The sequence below is a fragment of the Micrococcus sp. PSi08 genome, assembly GCF_054960655.1.
In genome coordinates this window covers 24,900-34,558 of sequence record NZ_JBHNYP010000027.1, presented here as the reverse complement: position 1 = coordinate 34,558, position 9,659 = coordinate 24,900, and the positions used below count along the sequence as shown (strand labels likewise).

The following is a 9,659-nucleotide window of genomic DNA, read 5'->3' as shown; positions in this document are numbered from 1 at the left end:
ATCACCAGGGCCCGCCCCCCGGGGGGGGCCCGCCCCTTCGACATGCCGGGCGCGTCAGGCGCCGGCGGTGAGGCGGTCCGTCTCGTCCTGCCACAGCGCGGCCTGGGGACGCAGCGCGTCCTCGACGGCGCGGGCGTGGTGGGCGCAGAACTGGAGGGCACCGCCCGAGTGCAGCACGGCGCGGACGTAGGCCTGCGCGCCGCAGCGGTCGCAGCGGTCGGAACGGGTGAGGGCGGCCGGCTCGGCCACGGCGGTGATGGACATGGTGTCCTCCTCGGGTCTCTCGGGGCTGGAGGGCGACGACGCCGGTGGGGCGGGTCGGTCCTCCTCTTGTCCCATGGAACAGCAAGGATGGCAGGGAACTTCCCCGCGCGCCCGCCCCGCACCCGCGTTTCGCCACCCGCGTACGCAAGCAGCCGGGCCGGGCTGCCCAGGGACGTCCGGCCCGAACCCTGGCGTGTCCGGCCCGCGGAGTAGGCTGGACCGGCCGCCGTCGTCCACCGAAAGGCCCGCCCCGTGCCCGCGAACACCGAGTACAACGCCCGCCACCTCTCCGTGCTGGAGGGGCTCGAGGCCGTCCGCAAGCGGCCGGGCATGTACATCGGCTCCACCGATTCCCGCGGCCTCATGCACTGCCTCTGGGAGATCATCGACAACTCGGTGGACGAGGCTCTGGCCGGCTTCGGGCAGTCGATCGAGATCACCCTGCATCCGGACGGCTCCGTCGAGGTCGAGGACAACGGGCGCGGCATCCCCGTGGACGTGGAGCCGCGCACCGGCCTGTCCGGTGTCGAGGTGGTGTTCACCAAGCTCCACGCCGGCGGCAAGTTCGGCGGCGGTTCCTACGCCGCCTCGGGTGGCCTGCACGGCGTGGGCGCGTCGGTGGTCAATGCCCTGTCCTCGCGCCTGGACGTGCAGGTGCTGCGCGGCGGCAAGGTCCACCAGATGTCGTTCCGGCGCGGCGAGCCGGGCCGCTTCCAGGACGGGTCGCGCCCGTCGCCGGACGCCCCGTTCGAGCCGTCCACGGACGCCTCGCCGCTGGACGTCGTCGGGAAGGCCAAGCGCGGGCAGACCGGCACGCGCGTGCGCTACTGGGCGGACGAGCAGATCTTCGTGAAGGACGCGACGTTCTCCGCCGAGGAGCTCCAGGCGCGGGCGCGCCAGACCGCCTACCTGATCCCGGGCCTGCGGATCACGGTCAAGGACCTGCGCCGCCGACCCGGCACGCCCGGCGCCGACGGCCCGGTCGAGGAGGTCTTCCAGTACGACGGCGGCATCTCCGAGTTCGTGGAGCACCTCACGCCCGCCACCCCGGTGACGGACGTGTGGCGGATCCAGGGCTCCGGCACCTTCAAGGAGCGGGTCCCCGTGCTCGGCGAGGACGGGCGCACCTCCATGCAGGATGTGCAGCGCACGTGCGAGGTGGACGTCGCCCTGCGCTGGGACGTCGGCTACGACACCGTGTTCCGGTCCTTCGTGAACATCATCGCCACGCCCAAGGGCGGCACCCATCAGTCCGGGTTCGAGGCGGCACTGCTGAAGGTGTTCCGGGCCCAGGTGGAGGCCAACGCGCGCCGGCTCAAGGCCGGGTCGGACAAGGTGGAGAAGGACGACGTGCTGGCCGGCATGACCGCCGTCCTGACGGTGCGGCTCGCCGAGCCGCAGTTCGAGGGGCAGACCAAGGAGATCCTCGGCACCTCCGCGGTGCGGCGGATCGTCTCCCAGGTGGTGGAGAAGCAGCTGACCGCCCGCCTCACCTCCACGGCCCGCGCCCAGAAGCAGCAGGTGCACACGCTGCTGGAGAAGGTCGTCGCGGAGATGAAGTCGCGCATCTCCGCGCGCACCCACAAGGAGAACCAGCGGCGCAAGAACGCCCTGGAGACCTCGACGATGCCGGCCAAGCTGGCGGACTGCCGCAGCAACGACGTCGCCTCCTCCGAGCTGTTCATCGTCGAGGGCGACTCGGCGCTCGGCACCGCCAAGCTGGCCCGGTCCTCCGACTTCCAGGCCCTGCTGCCGATCCGGGGCAAGATCCTGAACGTGCAGAAGGCCTCCGTCTCGGACATCCTGGCCAATGCCGAGTGCGCGGCGCTGATCCAGGTCGTCGGGGGTGGTGCGGGGCGCAGCTTCGACCTGGATGCGGCCCGCTACGGCAAGGTCGTGCTGATGACGGACGCGGACGTGGACGGTGCCCACATCCGCACCCTCCTGCTGACGCTCTTCTTCCGCTACATGCGGCCCATGGTCGAGGCCGGGCGCGTGTACGCGGCCGTCCCGCCGCTGCACCGGATCGAGGCGGTGACCCGGGGCGTCAAGGAACGCGAGGTCATCTACACGTACTCGGAGCAGGAGCTGCACGCGACGCTCGCCCGCCTGGAGCGGGAGGGCCGCTCGTATCGCGAGCCGATCCAGCGCTACAAGGGTCTGGGCGAGATGGACGCGGACCAGCTGGCCGAGACCACCATGGACCCGCGCCACCGCATGCTCCGCCGCGTGAACATCGCCGAGGTGGAGGCCGCCGAGCGCGTCTTCGACCTGCTCATGGGTTCCGCGGTGGCCCCGCGCAAGGACTTCATCGTCTCCCACGCCGACGAGCTGGACCGCGCGCGCATCGACGCCTGACCCTCCGCTTTCGTTCGGGTAACGGCGGCGCGGCCGCCGCCGTTTCCCGAACGAAAGCGGCGTGACCCGCGCCGTTTCCCGAACGAAAGCTCGGGACGGGCGCTCGTTCCGGCCGCGGCGGGCGTCAGCGGTCGCGGTAGTACGCCGCGACGCGGTGCAGGCCCTCGTCGATGCTCACGGTCGGCGTCCACGAGAGGACCTCACGGGTGCGACGCTGGTCGAACCAGTGGGCGGTCGAGAGCTGCTCGGCGAGGAACTCGGTCAGCGGCGGCTCGCCGTCGTCGGAGCCGACGCCCCGGGACCGCAGCCCGAACAGATCCCGCTCCCACGCCCGCTCGATCAGGGCGCCGGCGCGCCGGGCCAGGCCCGCCGGGACGCGGCGTTCGGGCTCCGCGGCGCCGCCCGCCAGCGCGATCTGGCGGATCAGCTCGCCGACCGGTCGCGGCTCGCCGTTGGTGACCACGAGGGCCTCGCCGTGGTGCACGTCGGCCGCGGACACAGCCGCCACCACGGCCTCGACGGCGTTGGCCGTGTACAGCGTGTCGACCAGGGGAGCGCCCGTGCCGAGCACGGGCATTCGCCCGGCCCGCGCGCGCTGCACGATCCGGTCGGTGAGCTGCAGGTCCCCGGGCCCCCACATCAGGTGGGGGCGCAGCACCAGGACGCGGAAGTCGTCGCGGTCGGCGGCCAGGGCCAGTCGCTCGCCGGCCGCCTTCGTGCGCGCGTAGGGTCCGCGCGCGTGCTCGGGGCTGGCGGCTCCGGCGCCCTCGCCGACGATGGAGTCGCCGGCGTGCGCCACGGAGGGGGAGGAGACGTGGACGAAGCGTCGCACGCCGTGGCGCTGTGCGGCGTGCAAGAGGATGCGCGTGCCCTCGACGTTCACGGCCTCGTACTCGTGCTCGGGGCCGGACACGGACACCTTCGCGGCCACGTGCACCACGGTGTCCGCGCCGGTCAGGGCCTCCTCGACGGCGGCCGGGTCGGTCACGGACCCGCGCACGTCCCGCGCACCGGGCACGCCCGAGGGACGCCGCTGCAGGGTGGTCACGTTGTTGCCGGCATCGGCGAGCACCCGGGCGACGCCCGCACCCAGCAGCCCCGAGGCGCCGGTCACCAGGACGCGGCGCGACGCGAGGCGCTCGACGAGGTCGGGCATCCCGGCGGCGTCGAGGCCGACGTCGTAGCCGAAGCCGCTCACAGCGCACCCACCTTCCCGCCGGCGAGCACGGCCTCCGCCCAGTCGGCCACCCGGGCGCGGTCGATCTTGGAGTTGTGCCGGATGTCCGTGGGGATCTCATCGGCCACGAGCACCGCGGCCACCGGCAGCGGCTCGAGGGCCGCGCGCACGGCGGAGGCCAGCGCGGTCGGGGCGAGGCCCTGCTTGGGCCGGCCGTCCCGGTGGTGACCCGGGCGCCGCGCCGGGCGCGTGGCCGGCACGGCCGCCTCCACGACGACGACCACGGCCTGCGTGCCCCGGGGCCCGACGCCGACGACGGCGCTGCGCCGCACCGGCCCGAGGGCGTCGACGGTCTTCTCGGGCCCGCCCGGACCGACCGGGCCCTCGGGCGTGGTGATCACGTGCTGGAGCCGACCCTCGAGCCAGACGCGGCCCTCGGCGTCGAAGTGGCCGACGTCCGCGGTGCGGTGCCATACCCGGCCGTCCCGCCGCCACAGCCCGTCGCGCTTGCTCTGCTGGTCGGTGTGCCAGAGCGCGTCGTAGCGGTCCTTCAGGTGGGGGGCGCTGACCACGATCTCGCCGAGGACGCCGTGGCCCCGCGCGGGGTCGAGGATGACGTCCTCGGCGCTGCCGTCCTCGAGCAGCGGCGCGATGGCCAGGGACACCGTGGGCAGCGCGGAGCCCACGCAGACGCCCTCGTCGTCGGCGGCGCGCAGGCGCTGCACCTCGGCGCCGTCGATGTCCGTGAGCAGCAGACCCTCGGTCATGCCCCACGGCGTGTGGACCCGGGCGTTCGGCATCAGGTCCGAGACCTGCCGCATCAGCTGCGGGTGCACGGGGGCGCCGGCCGAGAGCACGAGACGCACGGCGTCGAGCGCCTCGCGCCGGGGCGCGTCGAGGCCGTCGGCGGTCGCGACCACGTTCGCCAGGGCGGCGGGGGAGGCGAACAGCACGCTCGACTGCCCGGCGATCGCGGCGTCGGCCAGCTTCTGCGCGGTGAGGGTGGCTGGCTGGGTGACATCCATGTCCGGGGAGACGGACGCGGCGCCGAGGGCGGGTCCGAGCAGCGCGAACGGGGCGAAGCCGGCCAGCAGGGAGCCGCCCGGGCGGATGCCCAGGGTGCGGGAGATCAGCGCCACGAGGCGGCCCAGCCGCTCGTGCGTGTACACGACGCCCTTGGCCGGGCCCGTGGAGCCGGACGTGAACAGCACCGCGGCGTCCGCGTCCAGGGCGGGCTCGGGCAGCACGGTGCCGTGCTCGTCGACGGCGTCGCCCGTGGCCGGGTCGCGGTGGCGGTCCACCATCGCGTAGAGCGAGTCGGAGACGTCGAGCAGGCGGCGCTGGGCGGCGCCCGGCTCGGTCACGGAGATCCGGGTGCCCGGCCAGGACTGGGCGCGGGCCAGCGTCAGCCCGGGGGTGCGGCCGATGATCCAGCGGGGGCGGGCCGACTTCATCGCCCGGGTCATGCCCTTGACGCCGAGGCCCTGGTCCGCCACCACGGCGACTGCGCCCACGCGCAGCACGGCGTACAGGGCCGCCGACAGGTCGCGGCCCGGCGGCACGAGCATGGCGACCCGGTCGCCCGGTCGCATGCCCGCCGCCCACAGCCCGGTGGCGATGGCCGAGACCATCTCCTGCAGCTCGCCCCAGGTGACGGCCACGGGTCGGCGGGCGGTGCCCACGAGCGAGCGGCCGGCCTGGGCGCCGGCCATGTCCACCAGTGCGGTGTACTCGCGGTGGTCCGAGCCGGGGGCACCCCAGTCGCGCAGGTGGTCCCAGAGCCGGACCATGCCGGGCTCGCGGGCTCCGGGCTCCTCCCCGAGGTCCACCTCCAGGCCCGGGTCGGCGGTGGCGTGCGGGACGGGGCCCGGCAGCCCCGAGGCGGGGTCGGAGAGCTGGCCGGCGCGCAGCAGCTGGGCCCACTGCAGCAGGGGCGCGGTGATGTCGCGGTCGTCCACGAGCAGGTGCCCCGCCCCCTCGTAGCGGTGCACGCGCGCGTGGGGCAGGCGGTCGCGGAGGTCGTCGAGGTAGCGGTCCAGGAAGACCGGGTCGTCGGCGCCCCACAGGATGAGGGCGGGCACGTCGGTGCGGCCCAGGGCGGCGAGGTCCTCGCCCACCCGCTGCAGTTCGGGATGGCTGCCGTGGCCGGGGTCGGCCGGGATGTCCGCGACGAAGCCGCCGACGCCGCCGCGTCGGGCCGCCGTGTCGTAGGGCAGGTGGTAGGCGGCCCGGGTCTCGCGGTCGAGGGCCGGGGTGGCGAGGGAGGTCGTCACGGAGAGGAAGGCGTCCGTGGTGACGGTGGAGGCCGGCAGGACGGGCCCGGCGAGGGCGGCCTGCAGCGGGGCGGGGATCGGCGCCCCCTCGGGCTGGTGGACCGCGGTGTTCAGGGTCGCGACGCCGGCCACCAGCTCCGGATGACGCGCCGCCCAGCCGAGGGACACGACGCCGCCCCAGTCGTGGCCGAGCGTGATCAGCGGGTGGCCGGTGGCCGCCAGGTCGCGCAGCCCGAGAGCCGCGAGCAGGGCGTCCAGGTCGGCGATGCGGCCGCCCAGCGTGCGGTAGGTGTCGTCGGCGCGGCCCATCGACGCGGCGGACGGGGAGCCCGTGTGCGCGAGGCGCTCGGAGAAGCCCATGTCCAGCTGGTCCGGCGCCACGACGCGCCACGCGGCCATGCCCCGGCGTGCCCGGCGCACCGTCTCGGCGAGCAGGGACCGCCACAGCCAGGACCACGTCGGGTTGCCGTGCACCGCGACGATCGTGCCGACGATCTCCGCCCCGGCCGCCGCGAGCACGGGACCGGTGTCCGCCACGTGCAGCGTCCGCACGGTCCCCTCCGGGTCCGCGGCGGAGCGGATCTCCACGAGGCGGGACCACGCTGGGTCCCAGCCGGGCAGTCGGTCGGCCGGCGGCAGGGCGGCGGGGGCGGCGGGGATCTGGGGCATGGCTCTGGCTCCTTCAGCTCACCATTCGATCTCGAGCATCGCGGTGTTCAGGCCCGAGCCCACGCCCAGGCAGACCACCGTGTCCCCGTCCTCCAGGGTGTCCATCTCCCGCACGAGGGTGATGGGCAGCGACGCCGGGCCGACGTTGCCCAGCGTGGGGAACGTCGTCGGGATGCGCGCCGGGTCCAGGTGGGCGGACTCCGCGATCGCGTCGGTGTGCATCTGCGAGACCTGGTGGGTGATGAACCTGTCGGCCTCCGGCCAGGCCCACTCCGCCGGGACGTCGTGCCACGCGTCCATCACGAGCTCGAGACCGTCCTTGAGCAGGGCGGTGGAGTCGGTGTACATGCCGTGGTGGTCGCCCACGCACAGGCCGTGGTGGTCGGTGCCGGCGCGGGTGATCCCGCGGACGATCCGGTGGGCGTCCGGATGGTCCTCGATGCGGCCGACGACGGCGGCGGCGGCCCCGGAGCCCAGCGTCAGGGACGCGAACTGCTCCATGAAGTTGCCGCGGTGCGTGGTCTCGGCGTGCAGGTTGGCCACGGTGGCGGCCTGCACCTTCGAGGCGTCCTCGGCGGCGACCACGACCGCGTAGTCGATCTGGCCGGCGTCCACGAGCGTGGAGGCGAGCATGAGGCCGTTGACGAACCCGAGGCACGCGTTCGTGATGTCGAAGTTGGTCGCGGAGGTCGGCAGCCCCATGAGGTGGTGGACCCGCACGGCCACAGAGGGCTCGAGCGTGGCCCGGGTGACCGAGGTGTTCACGAGCAGGCCCACCCGCTCCCGGGGGACGCCGGCCTGCTCCAGGGCCGCGACGCCGGCGCGGGCGGCGGCCTCCTGGAAGTCCTCGGTCTCGTCCCAGTTCCGTCGGCTGCGCACACCGGCCACCCGTTCCAGGAGGGAGCCGGGCAGGCGCAGTCGGGTGAGCACGTCCGCCAGCTGGTCGTCGAGGTCCTGCGAGGTGACTTCGACGGGGGCCTCCACCTCGGTGACCGCCAGGAGGGCGGCGCGGGAGTACTCGTAGCTGGCGTTGCCGGACACGTTCGTCACCAGGACCAATCTGCGGGGGTCGGGGGAGGGGGCGCTCACCTGCGGTGAGACGACAGCCCACTGTATCGGAGGGGTCGGGCGGGGCGCCCGTCGGGGGCGTCGATCGGCCCGAGGCGAACAGGGTCGCCTCGGCCGGGCCAGTTCGCGGACACGGTCAGGGCGTTGTCGGCCCGGCGCCGTCCGGCGATGTCACGACGTCCGACTGCTAGGGTGGTGGTATCCAGCGACCGCGTTGTCGCGTTCGAACGCCTGTCTCAGGAGCGCAGCCTCGTGGATCCCCTCGAACTCGCACGGTGGCAGTTCGGCATCACCACCGTCTACCACTTCCTCATGGTCCCGCTGACCATCGGCCTCGGCCTCGTCGTCGCCGTCCTGCAGACCCTCTGGGTCGCCACGGGCAAGGATCACTACCTGCGGATGACGAAGTTCTGGGGAAAGTTGTTCCTGATCAACTTCATCATGGGCGTGGCCACCGGGCTGGTGCAGGAGTTCCAGTTCGGCATGGCCTGGTCGGAGTACTCCCGGTTCGTCGGGGACGTCTTCGGGGCGCCGCTGGCCCTCGAGGCGCTCATCGCGTTCTTCCTGGAATCGGTGTTCCTGGGCATCTGGATCTTCGGCTGGGACCGGATCCCGCGCAGACTCCACCTGGCCGCCCTGTGGTGCGCGGTGCTGGGGATCAACCTCTCGGCCTACTTCATCATGGTGGCCAACGGCTTCATGCAGCACCCGGTGGGCTATGAGGTCGTCGACGGCCGCCCGGTGCTCAACGACCTCGGCGCCGTGCTGACCAACCCGATCGTCCTCACCCACTACCCGCACACCATCTTCGGTTCCTGGGCCGTGGCCGGCGGCTTCCTCGTGGGGATCGCCTGGTACCACCTGTGGAAGCGCCGCCGGGACGGCATCGACGTCGTGGACGAGGCGGGCCGGGTCGTCGTCGGCGACGCCGGCACCGCCGCCCGGGACCGCACCGACCACCGCGTCTGGCTCACCTCGCTGCGCGCCGGGGCGGCCGTCGCCCTGATCGGCTTCGTCGGCACCGCATTCTCCGGCCACGCCCAGGCCCAGCAGATGATCCACTTCCAGCCCACCAAGATGGCCTCCGCGGAGGCCGCCTGCCAGGACGGCACCGCGTTCTCCGTGCTCACCCTCGGCGATGTGCGCTCGGGTGGAGCGACCACCTGCGAGGACGTCCGCGGTGTGATCGAGGTGCCGGGCCTGCTCTCCTACCTCGCGTACGAGGACTTCACCACGCCGGTGCGCGGCATCAACACCCTGCTGCCGGAGTTCGAGCAGAAGTACGGCACGCACCTGCCCGACTCCGAGCTCTACGGCGACCGCGCCGGCAGCGAGATCTCCTATCTGCCGCTGATGGAGGTCACCTACTGGGGATTCCGGCTCATGATCCTCTTCGGCGGACTCGGCGCGCTCGCGGCACTGGGCGCGCTGTGGTTCTCCCGCCGCGGCACCGTCCCGGCCTCCCGTGGCTGGATGCGCCTGGCCGTGGCCTCGATCGGGGCGCCGTTCGCGGCGAACATGACCGGCTGGGTGTTCACCGAGATGGGCCGGCAGCCGTTCGTGGTGTACCCGAACCCGGCGATGGGCGTGGATCAGGTGTACATGTTCACCGCCGCGGCCGTCTCGCCCGGGGTCACGGGTGAAGAGGTCCTCGTGTCCCTGATCGTCCTGGTCGGGATCTACGCGGTGCTGCTGGGCGTCGAGGTCTTCCTGCTGACCCGGTTCGTCCGCGGCGGCGTCCCGGCCGCCATGCCGGAGCTCACCGCCGCCGAGCACTCCGATGAACAGAAGCGCGACCGCGACGACGTGCTCGCGTTCGCCTACTGACCCGCTCGCAGAGAGGACAGCAC

At 73.5% G+C, this 9,659-nt stretch carries 6 protein-coding genes; 2 read left to right on the top strand and 4 right to left on the bottom strand.

Annotated elements, in window-relative coordinates; translation table 11 throughout:
• Window positions 1-54 precede the first annotated feature (54 nt).
• The gene (locus ACFI33_RS09820; protein WP_002858172.1) at window positions 55-264 is read right to left on the bottom strand and encodes a DUF7455 domain-containing protein; all 210 of its coding nucleotides are present in this window, start codon (window positions 262-264) and stop codon (window positions 55-57) included.
• Between the two features lie 252 nt (window positions 265-516).
• Here ACFI33_RS09820 and ACFI33_RS09815 point away from each other — a divergent pair, with 252 nt between their 5' ends.
• The gene (locus tag ACFI33_RS09815; RefSeq protein WP_060973527.1) at window positions 517-2,622 is read left to right on the top strand and encodes a DNA gyrase/topoisomerase IV subunit B; all 2,106 of its coding nucleotides are present in this window, start codon (window positions 517-519) and stop codon (window positions 2,620-2,622) included.
• Between the two features lie 124 nt (window positions 2,623-2,746).
• On the opposite strand, the gene ACFI33_RS09810 is transcribed toward ACFI33_RS09815, so the two are convergent.
• The 3 genes from ACFI33_RS09810 to ACFI33_RS09800 are packed head-to-tail and all read right to left on the bottom strand — an operon-like array spanning window position 2,747 to window position 7,791.
• A complete protein-coding gene (locus ACFI33_RS09810) occupies window positions 2,747-3,820 on the bottom strand; it encodes an NAD-dependent epimerase/dehydratase family protein (RefSeq protein ID WP_462623977.1) in 1,074 nt (357 codons plus the stop codon).
• Window positions 3,817-6,741 (bottom strand): alpha/beta fold hydrolase, encoded by a 2,925-nt coding sequence (locus tag ACFI33_RS09805; RefSeq protein WP_462623976.1) that lies wholly within the window; start codon window positions 6,739-6,741, stop codon window positions 3,817-3,819. Before ACFI33_RS09805 ends, ACFI33_RS09810 begins: the two co-directional genes overlap by 4 nt.
• An 18-nt stretch (window positions 6,742-6,759) precedes the next feature.
• The gene (locus ACFI33_RS09800) at window positions 6,760-7,791 is read right to left on the bottom strand and encodes a 3-oxoacyl-ACP synthase III (protein ID WP_036336991.1); all 1,032 of its coding nucleotides are present in this window, start codon (window positions 7,789-7,791) and stop codon (window positions 6,760-6,762) included.
• 270 nt (window positions 7,792-8,061) lie between these two features.
• On the opposite strand from ACFI33_RS09800, the gene ACFI33_RS09795 reads away from it, so the two are divergent.
• Window positions 8,062-9,636, top strand: coding sequence for a cytochrome ubiquinol oxidase subunit I (locus tag ACFI33_RS09795; RefSeq protein WP_148408304.1), 1,575 nt, complete (start codon window positions 8,062-8,064; stop codon window positions 9,634-9,636).
• Window positions 9,637-9,659 lie beyond the last annotated feature (23 nt).